The sequence below is a fragment of the Cupriavidus campinensis genome (assembly GCF_905397395.1).
Lineage (GTDB): Bacteria > Pseudomonadota > Gammaproteobacteria > Burkholderiales > Burkholderiaceae > Cupriavidus > Cupriavidus campinensis.
In genome coordinates this window covers 1-21,256 of sequence record NZ_CAJPVH010000024.1, presented here as the reverse complement: position 1 = coordinate 21,256, position 21,256 = coordinate 1, and the positions used below count along the sequence as shown (strand labels likewise).

General features: G+C 63.4%; 26 protein-coding genes and 1 tRNA gene. 15 read left to right on the top strand and 12 right to left on the bottom strand.

Annotated features, from left to right (window positions below; all coding sequences use genetic code 11):
• Window positions 1-276 precede the first annotated feature (276 nt).
• The 6 genes from KHO18_RS15180 to KHO18_RS15155 all read left to right on the top strand — a co-directional run bounded on the left by KHO18_RS15180 (window position 277) and on the right by KHO18_RS15155 (window position 3,733).
• A complete protein-coding gene (locus KHO18_RS15180; protein ID WP_244844817.1) occupies window positions 277-603 on the top strand; it encodes a plasmid mobilization protein in 327 nt (108 codons plus the stop codon).
• Window positions 593-2,245: a TraI/MobA(P) family conjugative relaxase gene (traI, locus tag KHO18_RS15175; protein WP_211943457.1), complete on the top strand. Its 1,653-nt coding sequence runs from the start codon at window positions 593-595 to the stop codon at window positions 2,243-2,245. Before KHO18_RS15180 ends, traI begins: the two co-directional genes overlap by 11 nt.
• Window positions 2,246-2,271: 26 nt before the next feature.
• Window positions 2,272-2,607 (top strand): hypothetical protein, encoded by a 336-nt coding sequence (locus KHO18_RS15170; protein ID WP_211943456.1) that lies wholly within the window; start codon window positions 2,272-2,274, stop codon window positions 2,605-2,607.
• Window positions 2,608-2,740: 133 nt separating this feature from the next.
• A complete protein-coding gene (locus KHO18_RS15165) occupies window positions 2,741-2,971 on the top strand; it encodes a hypothetical protein (RefSeq protein ID WP_211943455.1) in 231 nt (76 codons plus the stop codon).
• Window positions 2,968-3,324 carry a cyclic-phosphate processing receiver domain-containing protein gene (locus KHO18_RS15160; RefSeq protein WP_211943454.1) on the top strand — a complete coding sequence of 119 codons (357 nt, stop codon included), beginning with the start codon at window positions 2,968-2,970 and terminating at the stop codon, window positions 3,322-3,324. The genes KHO18_RS15165 and KHO18_RS15160 overlap by 4 nt, the downstream gene beginning before the upstream one ends.
• 121 nt (window positions 3,325-3,445) lie before the next feature.
• Complete coding sequence (locus KHO18_RS15155) at window positions 3,446-3,733, top strand: hypothetical protein (RefSeq protein ID WP_211943453.1); 288 nt, start codon at window positions 3,446-3,448, stop codon at window positions 3,731-3,733.
• A 40-nt stretch (window positions 3,734-3,773) separates the two neighbouring features.
• On the opposite strand, the gene KHO18_RS15150 is transcribed toward KHO18_RS15155, so the two are convergent.
• From KHO18_RS15150 to KHO18_RS15115, 8 genes are all read right to left on the bottom strand, one after another.
• A complete protein-coding gene (locus KHO18_RS15150; protein ID WP_211943452.1) occupies window positions 3,774-4,025 on the bottom strand; it encodes a hypothetical protein in 252 nt (83 codons plus the stop codon).
• Entirely contained in the window at window positions 4,009-4,551 is a 543-nt protein-coding gene (locus KHO18_RS15145) for an HAD domain-containing protein (protein WP_211943451.1), read from the bottom strand. Before KHO18_RS15145 ends, KHO18_RS15150 begins: the two co-directional genes overlap by 17 nt.
• An 84-nt stretch (window positions 4,552-4,635) precedes the next feature.
• Entirely contained in the window at window positions 4,636-4,881 is a 246-nt protein-coding gene (locus KHO18_RS15140) for a toxin-antitoxin system HicB family antitoxin (RefSeq protein WP_211943450.1), read from the bottom strand.
• 1 nt (window position 4,882) lies between these two features.
• Window positions 4,883-5,524 (bottom strand): division plane positioning ATPase MipZ, encoded by a 642-nt coding sequence (locus tag KHO18_RS15135; RefSeq protein WP_211943449.1) that lies wholly within the window; start codon window positions 5,522-5,524, stop codon window positions 4,883-4,885.
• Between the two features lie 134 nt (window positions 5,525-5,658).
• Window positions 5,659-6,048, bottom strand: coding sequence for a hypothetical protein (locus tag KHO18_RS15130; protein ID WP_211943448.1), 390 nt, complete (start codon window positions 6,046-6,048; stop codon window positions 5,659-5,661).
• A gap of 632 nt (window positions 6,049-6,680) precedes the next feature.
• Window positions 6,681-7,559 (bottom strand): plasmid-related transcriptional repressor protein, encoded by an 879-nt coding sequence (locus KHO18_RS15125; RefSeq protein WP_211943447.1) that lies wholly within the window; start codon window positions 7,557-7,559, stop codon window positions 6,681-6,683.
• 807 nt (window positions 7,560-8,366) lie between these two features.
• Window positions 8,367-8,443: transfer RNA gene (locus KHO18_RS15120), tRNA-Pro, on the bottom strand.
• A 49-nt stretch (window positions 8,444-8,492) separates the two neighbouring features.
• Window positions 8,493-9,422 (bottom strand): polyprenyl synthetase family protein, encoded by a 930-nt coding sequence (locus KHO18_RS15115; protein ID WP_144201291.1) that lies wholly within the window; start codon window positions 9,420-9,422, stop codon window positions 8,493-8,495.
• Here KHO18_RS15115 and KHO18_RS15110 point away from each other — a divergent pair.
• The 5 genes from KHO18_RS15110 (at window position 9,400) to proB (ending at window position 12,989) form a co-directional block, all read left to right on the top strand.
• Complete coding sequence (locus tag KHO18_RS15110; RefSeq protein ID WP_144201293.1) at window positions 9,400-9,684, top strand: hypothetical protein; 285 nt, start codon at window positions 9,400-9,402, stop codon at window positions 9,682-9,684. The genes KHO18_RS15115 and KHO18_RS15110 overlap by 23 nt on opposite strands.
• Before the next feature lie 275 nt (window positions 9,685-9,959).
• Window positions 9,960-10,271 (top strand): 50S ribosomal protein L21, encoded by a 312-nt coding sequence (gene rplU, locus KHO18_RS15105; protein WP_006576525.1) that lies wholly within the window; start codon window positions 9,960-9,962, stop codon window positions 10,269-10,271.
• Between the two features lie 53 nt (window positions 10,272-10,324).
• Complete coding sequence (gene rpmA, locus KHO18_RS15100; protein WP_061955320.1) at window positions 10,325-10,585, top strand: 50S ribosomal protein L27; 261 nt, start codon at window positions 10,325-10,327, stop codon at window positions 10,583-10,585.
• Window positions 10,586-10,681: 96 nt separating this feature from the next.
• The gene (cgtA, locus tag KHO18_RS15095; protein ID WP_144201295.1) at window positions 10,682-11,797 is read left to right on the top strand and encodes an Obg family GTPase CgtA; all 1,116 of its coding nucleotides are present in this window, start codon (window positions 10,682-10,684) and stop codon (window positions 11,795-11,797) included.
• Window positions 11,798-11,870: 73 nt separating this feature from the next.
• Window positions 11,871-12,989 (top strand): glutamate 5-kinase, encoded by a 1,119-nt coding sequence (gene proB / locus KHO18_RS15090; RefSeq protein ID WP_144201298.1) that lies wholly within the window; start codon window positions 11,871-11,873, stop codon window positions 12,987-12,989.
• 114 nt (window positions 12,990-13,103) lie between these two features.
• Here proB and KHO18_RS15085 read toward each other — a convergent pair whose 3' ends face one another.
• Both KHO18_RS15085 and KHO18_RS15080 read right to left on the bottom strand, forming a co-directional pair.
• Window positions 13,104-13,667 carry a CNP1-like family protein gene (locus KHO18_RS15085; protein WP_144201300.1) on the bottom strand — a complete coding sequence of 188 codons (564 nt, stop codon included), beginning with the start codon at window positions 13,665-13,667 and terminating at the stop codon, window positions 13,104-13,106.
• Window positions 13,660-14,370 (bottom strand): RNA pyrophosphohydrolase, encoded by a 711-nt coding sequence (locus KHO18_RS15080; protein ID WP_144201302.1) that lies wholly within the window; start codon window positions 14,368-14,370, stop codon window positions 13,660-13,662. Before KHO18_RS15080 ends, KHO18_RS15085 begins: the two co-directional genes overlap by 8 nt.
• 185 nt (window positions 14,371-14,555) lie before the next feature.
• Here KHO18_RS15080 and KHO18_RS15075 point away from each other — a divergent pair, with 185 nt between their 5' ends.
• Genes KHO18_RS15075 through KHO18_RS15065 form a run of 3 tightly spaced genes read left to right on the top strand, consistent with a single transcriptional unit; the run spans window position 14,556 to window position 17,988 of the window.
• Window positions 14,556-16,277, top strand: coding sequence for a proline--tRNA ligase (locus KHO18_RS15075; RefSeq protein ID WP_211943446.1), 1,722 nt, complete (start codon window positions 14,556-14,558; stop codon window positions 16,275-16,277).
• A 32-nt stretch (window positions 16,278-16,309) separates the two neighbouring features.
• Window positions 16,310-17,065, top strand: coding sequence for a lytic transglycosylase domain-containing protein (locus KHO18_RS15070; RefSeq protein WP_144201306.1), 756 nt, complete (start codon window positions 16,310-16,312; stop codon window positions 17,063-17,065).
• Complete coding sequence (locus KHO18_RS15065; RefSeq protein ID WP_144201308.1) at window positions 17,062-17,988, top strand: 2OG-Fe(II) oxygenase; 927 nt, start codon at window positions 17,062-17,064, stop codon at window positions 17,986-17,988. Before KHO18_RS15070 ends, KHO18_RS15065 begins: the two co-directional genes overlap by 4 nt.
• A gap of 42 nt (window positions 17,989-18,030) precedes the next feature.
• Here KHO18_RS15065 and KHO18_RS15060 read toward each other — a convergent pair whose 3' ends face one another.
• Both KHO18_RS15060 and ffh read right to left on the bottom strand, forming a co-directional pair.
• On the bottom strand, window positions 18,031-18,573 hold the full coding sequence (locus tag KHO18_RS15060; RefSeq protein ID WP_144201310.1) for a hypoxanthine-guanine phosphoribosyltransferase: 543 nt from the start codon (window positions 18,571-18,573) through the stop codon (window positions 18,031-18,033).
• A 58-nt stretch (window positions 18,574-18,631) separates the two neighbouring features.
• Entirely contained in the window at window positions 18,632-20,035 is a 1,404-nt protein-coding gene (ffh, locus tag KHO18_RS15055) for a signal recognition particle protein (RefSeq protein WP_144201312.1), read from the bottom strand.
• A 115-nt stretch (window positions 20,036-20,150) separates the two neighbouring features.
• Here ffh and KHO18_RS15050 point away from each other — a divergent pair, with 115 nt between their 5' ends.
• Window positions 20,151-21,101 carry a cytochrome C assembly family protein gene (locus KHO18_RS15050; RefSeq protein WP_144201314.1) on the top strand — a complete coding sequence of 317 codons (951 nt, stop codon included), beginning with the start codon at window positions 20,151-20,153 and terminating at the stop codon, window positions 21,099-21,101.
• The last annotated feature ends 155 nt before the right edge of the window (window positions 21,102-21,256 follow it).

Genomic DNA, 21,256 nt, shown 5'->3' with positions numbered 1-21,256 from the left:
GGGGAAGCTGCAGGGTTAAGCAATTCAAAGCAATGAATTGTTTGACATTCAAATTCGTTGTTTTACGCCACGCGCCATAGGCGCCTCAAGAACATAACAGGATGGCCGTTGTAACACACATGCGGGGCATGTATGTTACAACGGACGCCGGGGCCATTCGGCGCTTCGCTTCTCACAGCCCCGGCTCATTCTGCAATGGGGGAGCTCCCCTTTACCCCCCGGTCGGCGCAACATTTCGGATTGTGTTTGCGCAAACTGCGGCACGCCTACTAGGGTATGAAGGAGATCAAGTTGCCGTTTGAAACACTGGGGGTGGAGCCGCTCGACGCGGTTCTGAATATGCGGCTCACGTCGGTGGAAAAGGCCAAGCTGAAAGAGGATGCGGACCTTGCCGGGTTGAGCATGTCCGAGTTGGTTCGGCGCCGCTACTTTGGCAGGCCGATCGTCGCAAGCGCGGATACCTTGATGCTCAAGGAACTGCGGCGCATCGGTGGCCTGCTGAAGCACGTGCACAACCAAAGTGGCGGAGCCTACAGCAGCGACACGGCTGGTGCACTAGTTGCGATCAAAACCTACATGGAGCAGTTGAGCCATGGTCGGTAAGAAGATCCTGAACTCGAAGGACAAGAGCAAGGCCGCGAGCATTCGCGACTTGGTTGATTACATTCGAGCGCCGGAAATGGTGAATCCAGAGGAGAAAGTGATTTATGCCAACGGCCGAGGGTTCATCACAGGTAGCCATGCCGCGCAGCGCGAAGAAATGGTCGCACTTGCGTCGGAGGCGGTGCGCAGCAAGAACCCGGTTAATCACTACATCTTGAGTTGGCGGGAGGGCGAGCAGCCAAGCCTGGCTCAAATCGAGGAGGCGGTTAGCATCTTCATGGCTGAGCTTGGGGTGGGGGATCATCAGGCCATCTATGGCCAGCACGCCGACACGGACAATATTCACTTGCACATCGCCATCAATCGTGTGCATCCGGACACGTTGGAAGTAGTCAAGATCAATGGTGGGTTCGACATCGAGGCTGTGCACAAGGCCCTAGCGCGGATTGAGCACGTTCAAGGCTGGCAACGCGAGCAGCGCGGCCGCTACCGCGTGCGGGACGGCGGCGAACTCATTCGGGAGCACCTCGTTACGGACACGCCAAAGGCGCGCCAACCTGGTCAGCGCAAGCGCGACATGGAGAATCGGACAGGCGAGAAGTCAGCGGAGCGAATCTGTATCGAAGAAGGCGCCCCGGCTATCGAGCGGGCGCAGTCGTGGGAGCAGCTTCACAGCGAGCTGGCCGAGCATGGGATGCGTTACGTGAAGAAGGGCAGCGGCGCGATAGTTTTCGTTGGCGAGGTTGCCATAAAGGCCAGCAGCGTAGACAGGGGCGCCAGCCTAGCCAAACTGCAAGAGCGGCTTGGTTTGTACCGGCCGCCGCAGTACCAGGCCCGGTTAGCTGTCCGGGAGCCAAAGGCGATCAAGCCCGATGCGCCGCGCTGGCGGGAATACATCACTGGGCGGAAAGAGCACTATGCGAACAAGGCGGCAGAAAAGCAGGCCCAGGACCAGCGGCAGCAGCGTGAGCGACACGAACTGTCGGCCCAGCAACGGGCGCGCCGCACAGGGCTCTTCGCAGGCAGTTGGCGTGGCAGGGGCGCTGCCCTGAATGTCCTGCGAAGCGTGATTGCCGCCGAGCAGGCCGCCGAGAAGGCCTTCATGAAAGAGTTGCACCGGCGGGAGCGCGATGCGCACAACTGGCGGTTCCGACCCTATCCAGACTTGGAGGCTTGGTATCGGCTGCAGGGCGAGCCAGAGTTCGCTGAGCAATGGCGGTACCGAGCAAGCTTGCCGCATTGCATCGAAGGCGAAAGCGACGGATCGCCCACGCCGCGCGATATCCGCGCGTTCACAGCCCAAGTTGTCGGCCTACAGGTGCATTACACCTGCAGAGAGGGCGTCGCCAATTGTCGGGTGGCTTTCGTGGACAAGGGCAGGCGAATCGACGTGCACGACTGGCGCAATCGGGCTGCGACGCTAGCCGCGCTGCAGCTATCGGCGCAGAAGTGGGGCAAGTTCACAGTGAAGGGGTCAGACGAGTACAAGGAACTGTGCGCTAAGCTGGCAGCAGAACACGGCTTCAAGCTCATCAACCCAGAGCTCCAGGAGATGATCCAAGGGGAGCGGCAACTGATAGGGCTGGAGAGATCGAAGGTGACCAAACCACGATATGAGGCAGGCCGTGACCTGGAGCCTTGACGAGACCTTGGAGAAGGTTGGGGATCATGGACGATCGTACGGAGCGAGTTCAATCCGAGATCCGGAGCCTGCTGCTCCACCAGCGTGTTGCCGAGAAGCTGGCCGCTAACCCAGCATTGCTCGGCTGTGCTGTTGTCAATTTGGACCGCTGGCGTGATGCTGATGCCGGAGAGTCCCCCGATCGCCAGGGATGGCGTCGGTTGCTCGACGGTCGTCTTGATGACGTGCTGGCGGTATTAGTTGACCCGGGAGAACGAGGTGTCCGAATGCGGAAGGCTTCGCCATTCCCGGGCGTTTTGACCGAAGACGAGCGGCGGAGCATCATTGAGGCGTGGAAAAGCGGGGTGCCCAACGCCGAGTGAGAACGATCCGCAACGGATCGCCCCTGTTGAGCGCGTTCCATTTTCCACGGAGAAGAGCGTGCGACGCGTTAAGGTCCTATCCCTTGTCGCTCAGTCGAACTATCGACTCGCGGCGCAACCCGGAGGTGACAACGTGAGTACAAAGGCGACGCTGGCGCACCATGCGGGCGACCTGTCCTGGCACCTTTACGAGGAAGCCTTTGAGGCGGGCGTCGTGTACTTGGAATTGCAGGGCGTGGCTGTGGAGTTGATCACGCGCAAGACTGCCGGCGCAGATGTCGTTCTGCGACTGCCGATAGAAACAGCCAAGCAACTTGGCCTGCATACGAGGGTGCCGCCAGAGCGTTGGGCGGCGATCAAATGAAGGTCTACCTCGATGACGAACGCGATACCCCGGCGGGATGGATCTGTGCCAGTTGGCCAGACGAGGTTATTTCGTTGCTGGAGACAGGCTCGGTCGTGGAGATAAGCCTCGACCACGATCTGGGCGATGACGAGCGTGGGACGGGGTATGACGTCATCCTCTGGATCGAGGAGGCTGTCGCTCTTCGCGGTTTCATCCCGCCGAAGATTTCCGTGCATTCGGCGAACGCTTCAGCTGCGGAGCGGATGAGAGCCGGCATCGATGCCATCGAGAAATTGGTACGCGAGCGGGCCATGCAACAAAAGCGGCGAGAAGCCATAGCTCCTTCCCACTCGGGAGACTTTGGGCTCTGATGCACAGAGTGCGGTCTGATTTTTCCCGATTTGGAGGGGCTACACGAAGTACGTGTTGAACTCGGACATTTGCGTTATGCAACTTGCATAACGTTTGAAAACAAGGCCTCGGGAGAAAAGTATGGGGAAACGCCTTCTTCGATCCCACACCTGGAAAGGTGTTACGTTGCGCGCCGGCCTGCATCTCTGGTCCAATCCATCGCTGCGCGGCACCGACGCCGCAATCCCGATCGTCATGAGTGCTCCGACCCTGTTCGACCTGGTAGTGCTCGCGGAGCAAAAGTCGGTAGAGGAACTAAAGGGGGTGAACGATCGGCTGTTGGCCCAAGGCGAGATCACTGAGCGCCAGCATGCCCGGACCAACGATTTCTTGAATCGAATCGAGCAGGTCAACCATGGTCGTCCGTGAGATTTGAGCTACGTTGCTACGTGTTGAACTCGGACATTCCTCAACCAATGGCCCGTACCACTAGGGTAAATGGCAACAACACGGCCTTTTCTACTTCGTGCGCGAGCTCAGGGTCTGCCACCAGCCCAGCCGGCATCTTTCCCTGATTTGCACGTACCGCCGTGATCAGCTCAACAATCGAAGGGTCGGGGCCGTCGATCACGAAACGCATCAGGTAGTCGCGCCGCATGCGTAGACGGAGGTTGCGGCGCCGTAGCGCGCGCCGCTTATTGCGGTCAGCTGCCAGCGACATTCGATTCCTCCTGTAGCAGGATAAGCTTGGCTCGTAGTTCATTTTGAGCGAGCGACGACGATAGGCCTACTTCTCCGTCGGTCTCGACCAAGCGCTCGCGCTGTGTGTCAGCCCACCCGTCCGCGTCGTCATCAATGGCCAGCCAGTTGCTGGTGCGGACGCCGGCGCGGGAAATGTAACGCGCGATCTGCTGGTACCGGCTCAACTCGACGAACCATGATATGTCAGTGCGGTGCGCCCCCTCGGCATGGCGGCCCATAGCGGAATGCCATGTGCCGCCAATCACCTTCGAGAGAAGCTCCAGAGGCAGGAAGTTGCAAGCTTTGCCAAAGCCGAGTACCCGTACCCACGAAGTTGAGAGGATGATCTTGATCTCCGGATACGGGCGCAACAGCTCAACCAAAACCGGTGCCCACATGAACAGCTCGCCTTCGGCTTTTAGCACTGGGCGTCCACTGATCAGATAGGCGGCGTCGGGATGCAAAACGCCGTCGTAGTCTAGGAAGAGAAACGATGAAGCAGCCATAAATCACTTCTCGTTCAGGTGGGTTGTGGTTAGGCGCCTGGACGGCTGCAACCAGCCTCAGCATCGCTTCTAAACTCTCGGCTTTTAGCCGAGCTCTCGTGTAATCAATAGCCGCACGAGCTGCGCAATGGAGATGCCTAGTTCGGTCGCGCGCAGCTTTAAGCGTCGATGCACTTCTGGATCCAGATCGAGGTTCAGTCGGACGGGCTTGGGCGGCCGCTCACCTGTTTGAGATTGCACCATGGCAGCGCCGGAGACAAATTCAGCGGTGGAGGTCGGCACGGCGGCATCGCTTATGCCGCCGGCTGGTTTGATCTTGAATTTACTCAAATCAATTACTCAACTCAAAGAACTCATCGACCAGCAACTGGATCTCTGCGCGGGCGGTGGCGTTGTCGAGTTCCACCACTCCCTTTCCTCCCAAGAGCGCGTCCCGGTACACCTTTCGTTCGCGGATGACCGTATCCGCGAGCTTCAGTTGGTCGAACTCGGTCAGCAGTTCACGGGCCTCCTCCACCTCGCGGATCGTAGGGTTAGATGGAGCCATCGACAGCACGGCCGAGGCCTTGAGTTCCGGGTTCAGGCCGCGCGCCAGGTGAATCAGTTCATTGACCTTGGGCAGCGTTTCCAGATCCGCCTGGCTTGCCCTCACCGGTGTCAGCAGCAGGTTGGCGACGACCATTGCCGAGCGCATTTCCCGCGAATCCCGACCACCTGCGTCGACAATCACGACTTCGTAACGCCGCGCCAAGTCCCGCAGCGTTGCTGAAACTTCCCCCGTGCGCTGCACACACGGGACATGTGGCTGGATTGCAGCCTCATCACGCCGTTCTACAAATCTGGCGCAGGTAGCTTGGGCATCGGTGTCGAGCAGCACCACGTCGACGCCGCTGTGTGCCAAGTGGATCGCGAGGTTGCTCGCAATCGTCGATTTGCCCACCCCGCCTTTCTCGGCCGCAACCAGAACAATCATTGCTGTGCTCTACTTTGAGTTGAGTAATTGAGTTGAGTGAAGTTGGCTTTCTAATTTTGTAACTCACTGATTTTTCGCGATGCTCTAGTAGAGCATCGAAGGTAGGGCAGGGCACCCAGTCGCTTTCTGACGTTCTAAGGCGCTGATTTTTTGGAATTCTCGGCTCGGGAATCGCTGGGACCCTGCGTCGCCAGTTGGCGCTGAACAGCCGCGATCTTTCCCAGCACCTCACAGGTCCGCTCGTATTGAAGCGCTGCAATCTCGTCGACGGCGTAAAGGGCATCATTGATCTGCCTGAGTTCGTCGACGGGCCTACGCCGGGCCAATTCGACAAGGTCGAATAGTGTGGGCGCGGTCATGACGATTGCCGCTTCGGCATTGGTGCCGCGCAGAATCGGGTCGGACCAAAGGTGCGTGCCGGCACTGAATGTGATGCCATGCCAAGTGAAGAAAGGCCTGCCAGGTGGTGGTAAAGCGTCGGTCGGTGGCTGTCGACTTGTAAACATGGGGGCGACACCGCGCATATGACTCCTTCATCGTCTGCAGTGAGGGACGTGGTTTGCGATGGCATTGAACGGTCTGGTGATCCAGATTCGAGAAATCGCCACGATGACTACCCTGGATGACGTCAGGCCGGCACGGATCGCCACATCCATAAGGTAGGAAACAATCCACCGCATTTCGAGCGCAGAGCCGAATCGTCCCTACGGGCCGGCGCTCTCCCCGCAAACGGGTTCCCGTGCGCCTCGATTCGGGCGCGACGGTGCGCGCGATGCGGCGCTGGTCCACTGGGTGCTCGACTTGCAGGGAAGGGGGGTATCCGGGGTTGGGGGGTATATCAATCCCGCTTGGTTGGGCAAGGTCCGCAGTGTGCGGCAAGGTGGAAAAGCGGTGTGTCAGATGTGGGCAACCCCAGCGGGGTTGTCCATGCCTGTCCACGGCTTTTCCACCGGTCCCGGCGCCAGCCGGGATGTCCACACGGAGGGCTGCGTAAGCCTGTAGGTACTTTTCCACAGTCGGTTGTTGGTAGATAAAAGATAGAAAGAAGGTAGAGGGCAAAAGGCCACCATTTTCCATAATTAAATCAATGTGTTACGGCGAGTGGCTGGAACGCTATGCCACCAAGACGGAACGCTATGCCACCGGTCGGGGAACGCTATGCCACCGGTTGCGGAAGCCAAAGTGCAAGTTGCGGCTCGCCCTTGGTGCTGCTCTCAATGCGTCCCCTGCTGACGATCCCCAGCCGCTCTAATTCTCTGACCGCCGCCTCCAGCGACTGCCTGAACTTTCGCATGGGGCTGGCGTATTCCATTTGTGCCTTGAGTCGCTCCAAGTTGAACCGCTGCACGGGGTCGGAGGATGTCGCCACCAGTCGCTGGAGGGTTTTGGCCATGTCCAGACTGCGCCCGATCTGCATTCGCCTATCCCAGTCGATCAGCGAGTACTCTTGATTGCCGAACAACTTCACCCACCTAGCGTCCATGGTGTAGGTGTAACTCTCGGTGTCCTCGCTGTAGGCGAGCGCCTTTATGATGTTGAAGGACTCCATGTGGCCGATCTTGTACCGGGTCGAACCGTCCGGTTTTTTTGCCTCTAGGAATAGGGTGCCTTCGCGCAATGCCTTCAACCGTCGGTGCAGCCATTTGTATTGAGTGTCGCCGATGCCTCGCTCTGGCCGGATCTTGCGAATGAGTTTTTTCCGATTCAGCGGAACTGGCGTATCTAGTTGTTGCTTCTGAGCGAAGTAGATTAGCGCTATGATGAGGTCGCCATCAGCCTCGTCCAGTTGCTCTCCGGTGTACTCCAAGACGCAGTCCCTGCGGCTTATCATTACCGTCTGCCTGTGGAACTTGCGCCGTCCACGAGCGATTGGCGCAATAAGGCTGGAGCGATTCAGGTGGTTGGGCATCGCGCCAATATCGAACCCCGGCAGGAACAATTGAAGTGGTGTTGGTGGCGCTTTGGCTTCTTTCTGTGCCGCAAAGCGTTTCGAATACTCGTGCGCACGGCGCAGCGCTGGTGACGCTACCTCCATGGCTCACCGGCTAGAAAGGCGTGTTGCTGCCCAGCGCTGGCGCGCCAGTTGTTCTGCTTTGGTGGGGCGCCCTCGCGGGCGCTTTGGGGGAGGCGGCTCTGCGGGTCGGTGAGCCTCAATCCAAGCCAGTACCTCGTGTTCGTACCAGCAAAGACGCCTGCTATGTGGCATCTTGAAAGGACGCGGAATCATGTCCTTGTCTTTGTATTGCTGGCTTGTGGCGTACGTGCGTATGGAGGTGGCACTCTTACCGATCAGCGTGGAAAGCTGCTCAATGACGAGGATGCGGATGGGGGACGGGCTGCTGGCCGGCGAGTCAGCGTGCGCTTCCGTCAGATGAGGAACGGGCATGTTCATCCATAGTCGGATGGACCGATAGCGGTCCTTGCAGCGATCTATGGATTAGGTGGTATCTCAACCTTATGCGCTGAAACTCTAGGGGAGGAATGGCACACAGCGCCCGTCCCAGCAGCATACGCGCTTGCTCGCGCTCACGACCTGCGCCTGTAACTACGCGCACTCAGGGGTTCGGCAATCGTGTGTGAGTTTCACGCTATCGCTTTTTCGCGGAGGGACTTGCTGGCTCATTCCTATGCTCACCGGGCGAGGGATACCAACCCACTCACCACACCAGCCACACGACGGATCGTGAACAACAAGATAAAGTAATTTGACGTCACCCGTCAATGGCTTCCGCTTGGGACGCTGATGAGACAGCGAGCCACCGAAATTACTTTGAATTGTTGTGAATAGGTGTACAAAGTAAAAGAGCCGAATCAACGAAGTCGTTGATTCGGCTCTGAAATCTGGTCGGGGTGAGAGGATTCGAACCTCCGGCCTCTACGTCCCGAACGTAGCGCTCTACCAGGCTAAGCTACACCCCGATTTCTTGGTACTGCTAGGGTTTTTTCGCGCTGACTTGTCGGTGCGTTGTTACGACTGACGTTGCAGCGAGAAAGCACACAAGTGTATCAGCGTTTCCTTCAGTTGGGAAGAGGGAAATTGCATTGCTGCCTTTTCCGCGGCTTCCGCTTCGCGCTGGGCGGCGGCGAACGTCACCTCCAGCGCGCCGCTGGCGTGAATGGCCGAGAAGACTGCATCAAAGTGTTCCGTCCCGCCTTCGACGATGGCCTCGCGTGCGAGTTCGCGCTGTTCCGCCGTGCCGTGCTCGAGCAGGTGCAGCAGTGGCAGCGTGGGCTTGCCTTCGCGCAGGTCGTCGCCGGCGTTCTTGCCCATCTGCTCGGCGCTGGCCGTGTAGTCGAGCATATCGTCGATCAGCTGGAATGCCGTGCCGATGCGGCGGCCGTACTCGGCTGCGGCTTCTTCCATGGCGGGATCCGCGCCGGCCAGCACCGCGCCCAGTTCCGCGGAGGCTTCGAACAGCTTGGCGGTCTTGTAGCGGATGACCTGGAGGTAGCGCTCCACGGTCACGTCCGGGTCGTGCATGTTCAGCAGTTGCAGGACCTCGCCCTCGGCAATCACGTTGGTTGCATTGGAGAGGATCTCCATGATGCGCATGCTGCCGGCTTCCACCATCATCTGGAAAGCGCGCGAATAGAGGAAGTCGCCCACCAGCACGCTGGCCGCGTTGCCGAACACCGCGTTGGCGGTCTGGCGGCCACGGCGCAGCTCGGATTCGTCCACCACGTCGTCGTGGAGCAGCGTGGCGGTGTGGATGAACTCCACCACCGCGGCGAGTTCGTGATGGCGATGGCCGTCGTAGCCGAACGCGCGCGCCGAAAGCAGCAGGATGACTGGACGCAGCCGTTTGCCGCCAGCACCGATGATGTATTCGCCGATCTGCTCGATCAGGGGCACTTCAGAGGACAGGCGGCGCCGGATGACGGCATCGACGGCGCGCATGTCGGCAGCGACCGGGGCAAGCAAGGCAGTGGCGGAAGACTGGGACAAGATGGAATCACCGGTTCGCAAAACCGGAGGATTATATGCGATCGCGGTGTCGCCATGGCCGCTGGCATGCGGCCGGAACGCCCCGGAAGGGGCGGCGCCAATCTATAATGACGGCATGAACAAGGCCCCTGCCACCCGTCGGCAGGTCCGCCGCACCGCCTGGTGGGTGGCGTTTGCCGCCCTTGCCGGGTTCCTGCTCGCCGACCTGACCTGACCCGCATCCCCGGCGCGAAGTGCGTCAGTCGCCGCTGCGCAACGCTCCGGCGGGCTATCTATTTGTTTCCGTTGGCTTTTCTTTGACCTTTCCGTATCACGCCCTTTGCGCTTTCGGGAAAACTGGTCTACAATCGCCGGTTCCTTCGGTTGGTTTGCGCTGTATACGGGCGAATCGCCGGACGGCAAAGCAGCAAGTCGGCGCACGAAACGGCGCCGGTCCCGTGAGATACCGGGGCAGCATTCAACGTTTCATTCACATCGAGAGGTTCGACAATGTACGCGGTCGTAAAAACCGGCGGCAAGCAATACAAGGTTGCTGCTGGCGAAAAACTTAAAGTAGAACAGATACCGGCAGACATTGGCGCAGAAATCACGCTGGACCAGGTGCTCGCAGTGGGCGCCGGCGACCAAATCAAGTTTGGTACGCCGCTGGTGAGCGGGGCTTCCGTCAAGGCTACCGTGATCTCCCAAGGTCGTCACGACAAGGTGAAGATCTTCAAGATGCGCCGTCGCAAGCACTACCAGAAGCGCCAGGGCCATCGTCAGAATTACACCGAACTGCGCATCGAAGCCATCGTTGCCTGAGCATTGCTCGGACATCAGGCATTCAACGCAATCAGGTAAACAGGAGTTAAGACATGGCACAGAAAAAAGGCGGCGGTTCCACGCGGAACGGCCGTGATTCGGAATCGAAGCGTCTGGGCGTGAAGGTGTACGGTGGCCAGGCCATCAACGCCGGCGGCATCATCGTTCGCCAACGCGGCACCCGCGTGCACGCTGGTGACAACGTGGGTATCGGCAAGGACCACACCCTGTTCGCGCTGGTGGACGGCCACGTGCAGTTCGCCGTCAAGGGCGCTGCCAAGAAGCAGCAAGTCAGCGTCGTTCCGGCGGCCTGATAACAGCCTTTGCAGCCCGAAGGCCCCGCAACACTTGCGGGGCCTTTTCATTTCTGGCATGAATAAAGCCGGCCCGATCCATCTGGGAAGACCAATATGAAGTTCATCGACGAAGCCCGAATCGAGGCGATTGCCGGCAATGGCGGCAACGGGAGTGCGTCGTTCCGGCGCGAGAAGTTTGTGCCCTTCGGTGGCCCCGATGGCGGTGACGGCGGGCGGGGCGGCAGCGTGTTCGCGCAGGCCGACCGCAATATCAATACCCTGATCGACTATCGCTATTCCAAGAAGCACGTGGCGCGTAACGGCGAGAACGGCCGTGGCTCGGACTGCTACGGCGCTGCCGGCGAGGACGTCACGCTGCGCATGCCGGTCGGCACGCTGATCATGGACATGGACACCGGCGAGGTCATCGCCGACCTGACCGAGCACGGCCAGACCGTGTGCCTGGCCGAAGGCGGCATGGGCGGCTGGGGCAACCTCCACTTCAAGTCGAGTACCAACCGCGCGCCGCGCCAGCAGGTCGACGGCAAGCCCGGCGAGCGCCGCATGCTGCGGCTCGAACTCAAGGTGCTGGCCGACGTGGGCCTGCTCGGCATGCCGAACGCGGGCAAGTCGACGTTCATCTCGCATATCTCGAACGCGCGGCCCAAGGTGGCCGACTATCCGTTCACGACGCTGCATCCGAACCTGGGCGTGGTCCGCGTGGATCACGAGCAGTCGTTCGTGGTGGCGGACATCCCCGGCCTGATCGAAGGCGCCGCCGAAGGCGCCGGCCTGGGTCACCAGTTCCTGCGCCATCTCCAGCGCACGGGCCTCTTGCTGCACATTGTGGACATCGCCCCGTTCGATGAGAACGTCGATCCGGTGGCCGAGGCGCGCGCCATCGTCAATGAGCTGAAGAAGTACGACGAAACGCTGTACGAGAAGCCGCGCTGGCTCGTGCTGAACAAGCTCGACGTGGTGCCCGACGAAGAGCGCGCCACGCGCGTGAAGGACTTCGTCAAGCGCTACAAGTGGAAGGGACCGGTATTCCACATTTCGGCGCTGACCGGCGAGGGCTGCCGTGAACTGATCTACGCGATCAAGGACCATCTGGCCGCGATCAAGGCCGAGGAGGCCGCCGCGCTGGCCGAGCCCGATATCCGCCTGGACGACCGCCTGCACAACGTGGCGCCCGATGCCGGCGCCGGCGACCAGGGCAACCAGGCCTGACGCCTCGCGGCGAGGGCCAGCCAGCACCGCAGAATAACCAGAACACCCGGCACCCGGAGACAGGATCCTCGCCATGCAATCGGTCATCGCCCAGGCAAAACGCATCGTCGTCAAGGTAGGCTCGAGCCTGGTCACCAATGATGGGAAAGGGCTGGACCACGACGCCATCGCGCGCTGGGCGGCCCAGATCGCCAAGCTGCGCGGCGCGGGCAAGGAGGTGGTGCTGGTCAGCTCCGGCGCCATCGCCGAGGGCATGCAGCGCCTGGGCTGGGTGCGCCGGCCCAAGGAAATCCACGAGTTGCAGGCCGCCGCCGCCGTCGGGCAGATGGGGCTGGCCCAGGTCTACGAGAGCCAGTTCGGGCGCTACGGCATCCGCACCGCCCAGGTGCTGCTGACTCACGCCGACCTGGCCGACCGGGAACGCTACCTGAACGCCCGCTCCACGCTGCTGACGCTGCTCTCGCTTGGCGTGGTGCCGATCATCAACGAGAACGACACGGTCGTGACCGACGAAATCAAGTTCGGCGACAACGACACGCTGGGCGCGCTCGTCACCAACCTGATCGAAGGCGATGCGCTGGTCATCCTGACCGACCAGCGCGGGCTGTACTCCGCCGATCCGCGCAAGGACCCGAACGCCACGTTCGTGGACGAGGCGCTGGCCGGCACGCCGGAGCTGGAAGCCATGGCGGGCGGCGCCGGGTCGTCGATCGGCAGGGGCGGCATGCTGACCAAGATCCTGGCGGCCAAGCGCGCGGCGAAGTCCGGCGCGCACACCACCATCGCCTCGGGCCGCGAGGCCGACGTGCTGGGCCGGCTGGCCGAAGGCGAGGCCATCGGCACCCAATTGCTGGCGCCGACAGGCCGCCTGACCGCGCGCAAGCAGTGGATGGCAGATCACTTGCAGCTGCGCGGCCGGGTGGTCATCGACAATGGTGCGGTGGAGAAGCTGATTAGTGGCGGCAAGTCGCTGCTGCCGATTGGCGTGGTGGAAGTGCAGGGCGAATTTGCGCGTGGCGAAGTGATCGCCTGCGTGAGCCCGGCCGGCCACGAGGTGGCGCGCGGCATCACCAACTATTCGAGCGCCGAGGCGCGGCTGATTGCCCGCAAGCCGTCGTCCGAGATCGAATCGGTGCTGGGCCACCTGAACGAGCCGGAGCTGATTCACCGGGACAACCTCGTACTCGTCTGATTTCTACGAGGCCCCAAGCAAAACCAAGCAAGACCATACAAAACGGCGAGGCCCTGGGGCCTCGCCGTTTTGCATTCCAGCCTTGCCGGGGTGCCGGCCTAGCGGCCTAGCGGCCTAGCGGCTGGGCGCGTAGGCGCGCAGGTCCTTGATCATCTTCTCCGGGGTGCCGGCCACGGTGCGGCCTTCGCAGAAGAAATCGGTCGCCAGCGTGGCCGAGTAGGCGTTGCGGGAGCGGGTTTGCATCCGGTACCAGGTGTCGCGGTCGTCGGCGCGGTTCGGAATCCACTCGGTGGCGCCCTGCGGCAGCGTGGCGTAGAGCTTGCGCTCGAAGGCGTCGCAGCGCATGCCCTCGAAGTTCACGTTGCGGGCGCCGCCCGGGCTGGTGATGACGACGGTGAAGCGCACCACCCGGTCCGGCCCCACGCTGATGGACTTGCTGTCCACCGCGAAGCGGAATTCTCCGCTGCCGTTGACCGAGAACGGAATCAGGTCCGCATCCTTGGGCGGCGGCGGCAGGCCGATCTCGGATTCCTTGAAGGCCCTTTCCTCGAACGGATTGACAAAGCCCGACTCTTCCTCGGGCAGGCCCTTGCTGGTGGTCTTGCAGCCGGCCAGCGCCAGGCAGGCTGCGGCAAGCAACAGACCGGCGCGTACGCGCCGGCCGGTGAAACTAGTCATCGGAACTCCGTTGGGTAGGTGCCGGGCTGGCCGGCGAAGCGGGCACGGCTTCCTGGATCGCCGTGGCGGCGGTCTCAGGCACGGCACCGGACACGGCCACTGGCTGCTCCGGGCGTGGCGCGTCCCCATGCCGGCTTTCGCCGCCATGGTGCCCGTTGTGGCCGGGGTGGCCGTGATTCCCGGGGAAACCATGGTGGCCATGGGTGCCGTAGGGGCTCAGCGGCGCGCGGCCACGGTTCAGGAAGCGCGACAACTCGGTCAGCGCCATCTGGTAGACATCGCGCTTGAATTCGATGACCGCGTCCAGCGGCACCCAGTACTGGCTCCAGCGCCAGGCGTCGAATTCGGGATGGTCCGTGGCACGCAGGTGGATGTCGCAATCGCGGCAGACCATGCGCAACAGGAACCAGATCTGCTTCTGGCCCTTATAGTGGCCGCGGATTTCGCGGCGGATGAACTTGTCCGGCACCTCATAACGCAACCAGTCGCGCGTGCGACCGACGATCCTGACGTGCTCCGGAAGCAGGCCGACTTCTTCCTGCAGCTCGCGGTACATGGCCTGTTCCGGCGTCTCGCCGTACTTGATGCCGCCCTGCGGAAACTGCCAGGAGTGTTCGCCGATTCGCTTGCCCCAGAAAACCTCGTTACGTGCGTTGATGAGGATGATGCCGACGTTCGGGCGAAAGCCTTCACGATCGAGCATGACTGCACCTCGAATCCTTTAGAATTACGTCGATTATAAAGGAAGCGCGCGGGTCGGCCTGACGCCGGGAATGCTGGTTTTCCCCGAGCGGGAAGGGCAGTTTCCGGCGCGTCCCGCCAAATGAAATGCCGCGCCTGGCCAGGCCGGCGCTGCCGGGCACTGCCCGACTCACGAGAAAGCAACGGATGAAAGCCTCGCAATTCTTCATTTCCACCCTCAAGGAAGCCCCCGCCGACGCGGAAATCGTGTCGCACAAACTCATGATGCGGGCTGGCATGATCAAAAAGGTCGGCGCCGGCATCTACAGCTACATGCCGGTGGGGCTGCGCGTGATCCGCAAGGTGGAGAACATCGTCCGCGAGGAAATGAACCGCGCTGGCGCCCTGGAACTGTCGATGCCCGTGATCCAGCCGGCCGAACTCTGGCAGGAGACCGGCCGCTGGGACAAGATGGGCCCCGAGCTGCTGCGCCTGAAAGACCGCCACGAGCGCGATTTCGTCATGCAGCCTACCTCCGAGGAAGTGGTCACGGACATCGCCCGCAGCGACATCCGCAGCTACAAGCAGCTCCCGGTCAACTTCTATCAGATTCAGACCAAGTTCCGCGACGAGCGCCGGCCCCGCTTCGGCATCATGCGCGGCCGCGAGTTCACCATGAAGGACGCTTATTCCTTCGACCGCGACCTGGACGGCCTGAAGGCGTCGTACCGCAACATGTACGACACCTACACGCGCATCTTCCAGCGTTTCGGGCTGGAATTCCGTGCCGTGGCGGCCGATAACGGCGCCATCGGCGGCTCGGGCTCGCACGAATTCCACGTGATTGCCGATACCGGCGAGGACGCCATCGTCTACTGCCCCACCTCGGACTACGCCGCCAACATGGAGGCTGCCGAGGCCCTGCCGCTGGCCGCCGCCCGCCCCGCGCCGGCCGAGGCCATGGCCAAGACCCACACGCCGGGCAAGGCCAAGTGCGAGCATGTGGCGGAATTCCTGAACATGCCGCTGGCGCGCACGGTGAAGTCGATCGTGCTGGCCAAGGACACCGACGCCGGCGCCGAGATCTGGCTGCTGCTGTTGCGTGGCGACCACGAGCTGAACGAGGTCAAGGCGTCGAAGGTGCCCGGCCTGCTCGATTTCCGCTTCGCGACCGAAAACGAGATCGTCGACACCTTCGGCTGCCCCCCGGGCTACCTCGGCCCGATCGGCACGAAGAAGCCGGTGAAGCTGGTGGCGGACCGCACGGTAGCCAACATGGCCGATTTCTGCTGTGGCGCCAATGACCGCGACTACCACTACACCGGCGTGAACTGGGGCCGCGATCTGCCCGAGCCGATGGTGGCGGACCTGCGCAACGTGGTGGCCGGCGACGCCTCCCCGGACGGCAAGGGCACGCTGGAAATCTGCCGGGGCATCGAGGTGGGCCACGTGTTCATGCTCGGCACCCGGTATTCGGAGTCGATGAGCGCCACCTACCTCGACGAGAACGGCAAGACCCAGCCGATGCAGATGGGCTGCTACGGCATTGGCGTGACGCGGATTCTTGGCGCCGCCATCGAACAGAACTACGATGAGCGCGGCATCATCTGGCCGGCCGCCATCGCCCCGTTTGCGGTGGTGGTCTGCCCGGTCGGCTACGACCGCAACGAAGCCGTGCGCGCGGAAGCCGACCGCATCCATGCCGAACTGCTGGCGGCCGGTGTCGATGTGATCCTGGACGACCGTGGCGAGCGCCCCGGCGTGATGTTTGCCGACTGGGAACTGATTGGCGTGCCGCACCGCGTGGTGGTGGGCGACCGTGGCCTGAAGGAAGGCAAGGTCGAATACCAGGGCCGCCGCGACGCCCAGGCCACCCCGGTGGCCGTGGCTGACGTGGTGGGCCATGTGCGCAGCCGGCTGGCCAGCTGAAATCCGCTGTTGATGTAAGGAAAAGGAAGCCGATGCGCGCGTTACGCCTGTTCACCCCCCGCCGCTGGCCCGCGCTGGCCGGCGGCCTGCTGCTGGCCGCTGCGGCGGCCACGGCCCATGCGGGGGCGCAGAAGGAGGAGGCGCTGGCCGACTCCGTGCGCGGCGCGCTGGCGGCGGCCATTGCCGATGGCCGGCCGGTCCGGCCGGCGTTCGCCTCGGGCGGCGAGCGGCTCGGCTACCTGAAATGGCTGGGCGAGATGTCGCGCCGGCTCGAATCCCGGATTCCCGAGCCGCAGATCCGCGTGGAACTGATCGAGACGGTCTACTACGAGGCCAAGCGGGCCGGGCTGGAGCCGTCGCTGGTGCTGGGGCTGGTCCAGGTGGAAAGCGGATTCCGGAAATATGCGATCAGCTCGGCCGATGCACGCGGGCTGATGCAGGTCATGCCGTTCTGGGTGCGCACCATCGGCGATGGCGACGTGCGCAAGCTGTTCCACCTCCAGAGCAACCTGCGCTACGGCTGCACCATCCTGCGCCACTACCTGGACCGCGAGAACGGCGACCTGTTCCTGGCGCTCGGCCGCTACAACGGCAGCCGTGGCCGCCCGGAGTACCCCAACGCCGTGTTGGGGGCGTGGAAGCGCTGGCAGTACTCGGAATCGACGGTGACGATCGCCGGCGACCCGGGCGCGGCCACCGTGCCGGCCCCGGCTGCCTCGCGCCGCCTGCCGCCGGAGTCTCCCGCGCGCAACCCGTTTTCGCCGCAGCGACTGGCCAATCCGTCATGACATTCGACTCCCGCACCGATGCCGGGGCCGCCGGGAAACAGGGCTACCACGCCTCCTCGCCGGAGCTGGAGCGCTGGCTGGCCCGCCATATCAAGCAGGGATTCAAAGCCGATGCGCTGGTGCTGTCGATGCAGCGCGCCGGCTACGATGCCACCTTCGCCCGGGCGATGGTGGCTGACGCGCTGGGCCAGCCGCACCCGGCCGCCGCCGATGCCGCCGGTGCCACCAAGGCGCCCGCCGCCAGGGCACGGCCGAAGTCGGACATGGTGGGCCCGGACCCCGCCGGCAACGCCATCCGTGACGCGGGCCGGGACATCCCGGTGCTGTTCCGCATCGAGGCGCCGCGCGTGATGCTGCTCCAGGGCCTGCTCAGCGAGGCCGAGTGCGACGCCATGGTGGCGCTCTCGCGTGACCGCATGCAGCGCTCGTCCGTGGTCAATCCCGCCACGGGCGACGAGAACGTCCACGAGGCCCGCACCAGTACCGGCGCGATGTTCCAGGTCGGCGAGCACCCGCTGCTCGAAGTGCTGGAGGCGCGCATCGCCGCCGTGACCGGCGTGCCGATGGAGCACGGCGAGGGCTTCCAGGTGCTCAACTACAAGCCCGGCGCCGAATACCAGCCGCACTACGACTATTTCAATCCGAAGAATCCGGGCGAGGCGCGCCAGATGGCCGTGGGCGGCCAGCGCGTGGCCACGCTGGTGATCTACCTGAACAGCACGCCCGCCGGCGGCGCCACCACCTTCCCGCGTATCGGGCTGGATGTGGCCCCGGTCAAGGGCAATGCGGTGTTCTTCAGCTACAGGCTGCCGGACGGCACGCTGGACGACCGCACGCTGCACGGCGGCATGCCGGTGGTGTCGGGGGAGAAGTGGATTGCCACCAAGTGGCTGCGCGAGCGGCCGTACCGGGTCGGAAGCTGAGTCCGACGGACGGCCGCGCGCCGTATCAGGCCAGTCCGGGAATCAGACCAGCGCGCGGATGGCGCCGAGGTTGCGCCAGTAGCCCTTCACATCCATGCCACAGCCAAAGACATAGCGGTCCGGCACCTTGAAGCCGCAGAAGTCCGGATGCATCGGCTTGGCCTTGGCCAGGGTCTTCTCGCACAGCACGGCGGCGTGGAATTCCTTGGCGCCCATGTCCAGGATGCGCTCGCGGATGGCCGCCATGGTCTCGCCTTCGTCGAGGATGTCGTCCAGCACCAGCACCACCCGGTCCTTGACCGATTCGCGCGGCGCCACGCGCCATTGCATCTCGCCGCCTACCGTCTTGTTGTTGTAGCGCGACAGGTGGATGTAGTCGAATTCCAGCGGAAACTGGAGCTTCGGCAGCAGCATGCCGGTGAAGACCACCGCGCCGCCCATCACTGACAGCACGAGCGGGAAGGCATCGCCCATGCGCGCGGTGATGTCGTCGGCCATGCGGTTCAGCGATTCCTGCACTTCGGCGGCGCTGACGATTTCCTCGGAGCTGGCCCAGAGTTCGCGGGCCTGGTCGGCGGTCATCATGATGTCTCTGTCCTTATCTATCTGTGGGTCCGGGCGGGTGGGGCGGTTTGGGCGGGATCTAGCGGTTGAACAGGCCCTTCATGCCGCCCTTCATCGCGCCCATCTGGCGCATCATCTTCATCATGCCGCCGCCCTTGAGCTTCTTCATCATGCCCTGCATCTGCTCGAACTGGTTCAGCAGGCGGTTCACTTCCTGCACCGGCACGCCGGCGCCGGCCGCAATGCGGCGCTTGCGGCTGGCCTTGATCAGCTCCGGCTTGGCGCGCTCGGCGGCGGTCATGCTGTTGATGATGCCCTCCATGCGGCGCACCGACTTCTCGGCCTGATCCATGTTGGCGCCCTGCGCCTGCTGGGCGAACTGGGCCGGCAGCTTGTCCACCAGGCTGCCGATGCCGCCCATCTTCTTCATCTGGCCGATCTGCGCCTTGAAGTCCTCGAGATCGAACCCGCCGGTCTTCTTGATCTTCTTGGCGAGCTTCTCGGCGGCGTCCATGTCCACGCCGCGCTGGGCTTCTTCCACCAGCGCGAGGATGTCGCCCATGCCCAGGATGCGCTGGGCCATGCGGTCGGGGTAGAACGGCTCCAGGCCGTCGAGCTTCTCGCCCACCCCCACGAACTTGATCGGACGGCCGGTAATGTGACGTACAGACAACGCGGCACCGCCGCGCGCGTCGCCATCGAGCTTGGTCAGCACCACGCCGGTCAGCGGCAGCGCGTCGTTGAACGCCTTGGCGGTGTTCACGGCATCCTGGCCGAGCATGGCGTCCACCACGAACAGCGTTTCCACCGGTTTCAGTTCGGCGTGCAGCGCGGCGATTTCCTGCATCATCGCCTCGTCGATACCGAGCCGGCCGGCCGTATCGACGATCAGCACGTCGTGGTAGTGCTTGCGGGCCCAGTCCAGCGCCGCGCGGGCGATGTCCACGGGCTTCTGGTCGGGCTCGGACGGGAAGAAGTCGGCGCCAACCTGCTCGGACACCGTACGCAGCTGGGCGATGGCGGCGGGGCGATACACGTCGCACGACACCGTCAGCACCTTCTTCTTCTTGTTCTCCTTGAGCCACTTGGCGAGCTTGCCGGAGGTGGTGGTCTTGCCCGCGCCCTGCAGGCCGGCCATCAGGATGATCGCCGGCGGCTGGACGTTCAGGTTCAGTTCGCCCGATTTCTGCTCGCCCGGCTTGGGGTCGACGGCTTCGTCGCCGCCGATGACCGCGGTCAGCTCGCGCTGGACCACGCCAACAAGGGCCTGGCCCGGGGTGAGGCTGCTGACGACTTCCTCGCCGAGCGCCTTTTCCTTGACGCGGGCGACGAACTCGCGCACCACGGGCAGTGCCACGTCGGCTTCGAGCATGGCAAGGCGCACTTCGCGCAGCATCTCGGCGGTGTTGGCCTCGGTCAGTCGGGCCTCGCCGCGCATGGTCTTGACGACCCGCGCCAGGCGTTGTGTGAGGTTATCCAGCATGGCAGTGGGGAGGAGTTCGGCTCGTGAATCGGCGTGGATGGGGCGCGCGCGTGGCGTTGTCGTGAGGCATCACGGACAAGGGCACGAGGGACAGGCCCTAGGGTAAACTGCGCAAATGGCCATTGTACTGTATGCCTTGACGGCACTTCTCTATTGCGGCCTGGCCTTTCACGGCTGGGCAACGCGCAATCCCCGGCTGGCGGCCGCTGGCGGGGAGGCTGCCCATCCGGGCCATCCCGGCCCCGGCGGGCGCCCTGGCGCCGCCACGGCCGTGCTGATGGCGCCGCCCGGCGAGGGCCGCGCCGACGGCCAGCCCGCATGGTGGCACGCCGTGGTGCTCGGCGCGCTGGTCAGCCACGGCATCCTGCTGCACGAGACCATCTTCCCGGCGGACCGCATGATGTTCGGCTTCGCCTTCGCGCTCTCCGCCATGCTGTGGCTGGGCGTGGGCATCTACTGGATCGAAAGCTTCTTCTTCTCGCTGGCCGGGCTCGGCCTGATCGTCTTTCCGGTGGCGATGCTGGCCAGCCTGATGCCGCTGGCCTTCCCGGGCGCGCAGATCCTCGGTTACGCCGCGCGGCCGCTGTTCAAGCTCCATTTTGTCATCGCCAACGTGGCCTACGGGCTGTTCACGCTGGCGGCGTTCCATGCGTTCCTGATGCTGCTGGCCGAGCGCCGGCTCCATGGCTTCAACCGGCCGACCAGCGCCGAAGCATCGTCCGGGCAATGGCTGGGCCGCTGGCTGGACCTGCTGCCGCCGCTGCTGACGCTGGAAAAACTGCTGTTCCGGCTGATCGGGGCGGGCTTCGTGCTGCTGACGCTGACCATCCTGTCCGGCTTCCTGTTCTCTGAGCAGCTGTTCGCCCGGGCGTTCCGCGTGGACCACAAGACCGTGTTCGCGATCCTGTCCTGGGTAATGTTCGGCGGCATCCTGGCGGGCCGCCATTTCCGGGGCTGGCGCGGGCGCACCGCCCTGCGGTGGGTCATCGCCTCGTTCGGCATCCTGCTGCTGGCCTACGTGGGCAGCCGCTTCGTGATCGAAGTGGTGCTGCACCGCCTCTCCTGACCTCCTGACCTCCTGATCCCCTGATCGTCATCGCCCCATGGCAAGAATCTTCCTCCTGCTGGCCGTCGTGCTGGCGATCATCTGGTGGCTGCGCCAGCGCGCGGCCGCCCGCGACGCGCACGAGCCGCCCGCCCGCCCGGGCCCGGCGCAGCGCG